This is a genomic window from Streptomyces hirsutus, assembly GCF_001418415.1.
Taxonomy (GTDB): Bacteria; Actinomycetota; Actinomycetes; order Streptomycetales; family Streptomycetaceae; genus Streptomyces; species Streptomyces hirsutus.
The window spans coordinates 1-1,718 of record NZ_LIQT01000501.1 but is presented as its reverse complement, the minus strand read 5'-3'; the positions used below and the strand labels follow the sequence as shown (position 1 = coordinate 1,718).

Below are 1,718 nucleotides of genomic sequence, written 5' to 3'. Positions count from 1 at the left end.
CGCCTCCTCCGCCTCCTCCGCACCCTCCGCACCCGCTGCGCCCGCCTGCGCGCCGAGCACCCCCGCGCCGCGCGTGCCGCCCGCTGGACGCTGCACGGCCTCTCCGCCGCGCTGATCGTCGGCGCGCTCCTGCTGCCGAACACCGCCGGCGCCCTGCGCCCCAACCGGTTCACCCGGATTCCGGCCGAGGCGATCATCGGCGCGGTGCTGCTGCTCGCCCTGCCGCGCCGCCCGCGGATCGTCGCGGCGGCGCTGTACGGGGCCGGCATCGCCGTACTGACCGTGCTGAACGTGCTGGACATCGGCTTCAACGAGTATCTGGGCCGGGGCTTCAACGTGGTGCTCGACTGGGGGCTGCTCGACGACGCGCAGCACTACGTCGAGGACTCGATGGGCGGCGCCACCGCCACCGCCGCCGCCGTCGGAGCGGTCCTCCTCGCCCTGCTCCTGGTGGTCGTCACGGCACTCGCCGCGGTCCGGCTGAGCGGCCTGCTGGACCGGCACCGTGCGCGGGCCGCCCGGGGCGCGCTGATCGCGGGCACCGTGTGGATCACCTGTGCCGCCCTCGGCGTGCAGATATCCGGTGTGCCGGTCGCCTCCGACCGGGCGGCGGCCGCGCTGAAGGTGCAGGGCAAGCGGGTGCGGGACACGCTGCGCGACGAGGCGGCGTTCGAGGAGGTGGCGCGCACCGACCCGTTCGCGGGCACGCCGTCCGATCAGCTCCTGCCCGGCCTGCGCGGCAAGGACGTCCTCATCACGTTCATCGAGAGCTACGGCCGGACCGCCCTGGAGGACCCGGTGATCGCTCCCGGCGTCACCGGCACCCTGGACGCCGGCACCGAGTCGCTCGCCGAGGCGGGGTTCGCGGCGCGCAGCGGCTGGCTGACGTCGTCGACGTTCGGCGGCAGCAGCTGGCTCGGCCACTCGACGGCGCTGTCCGGCCTGTGGATCGACAACCAGCAGCGCTACCGCACCGCCACCGCGAGCGACCGCCTCACGCTCACCAAGGCGTTCGGGAAGTCCGGGGCCTGGGACACCGTCGGCATCATGCCGGGCGTCCAGAAGGGCTGGCCCGAGGCCGAGTGGTACGGCCTCGACACGGTCTACGACGCCTTCGGAATGGGCTACCGGGGGCCGAAGTTCAGCTGGTCGACGATGCCGGACCAGTACGCGCTCGAGGCCTTCCAGCGCCTGGAGCACGGCAGGAAGCGCGAGGGGGACAAGAACCTGATGGCGGAGATCATCCTGACCTCCAGCCACCAGCCCTGGGCTCCGCTGCCCGAGATGGTCGGCTGGGACGAACTCGGCGACGGCTCCGTCTTCGGCCCCATCCAGAAGGCGGGCAAGGAGCCCGGCGCCCTCATGACGGATGCCACCAAGTCCCGTCAGGAGTACGGCAGGTCGGTCGAGTACTCGGTGACCGCCCTCACCCAGTGGCTGGAGCGCTACGGCACCGAGGACACCGTCCTCGTCTTCCTCGGCGACCACCAGCCCATCGCCCGGGTCAGCGGCCTGCGGGCGAGCCGGGACGTGCCGGTGACGATCGTCGCCAAGGACCCGGAGGTGCTGGACCAGGTCGCCGACTGGAACTGGACGGAGGGGCTCAGGCCGGACCGGGACGCGCCCGTGTGGCGCATGGACGCCTTCCGGGACCGCTTCCTGAAGGCGTACGGCTCCGTCCCGCACCCCGCCGGAGACTGAGCCGGTCCGGTCCGGGG

General features: G+C 73.2%; 1 protein-coding gene. It reads left to right on the top strand.

The genetic code is table 11. The features are described from left to right. Positions 1 to 1,701 (top strand): alkaline phosphatase family protein (locus AOK11_RS32465; protein WP_055597268.1); only part of this gene is annotated, 1,701 nt, incomplete at its 5' end. Positions 1,702 to 1,718 lie beyond the last annotated feature (17 nt).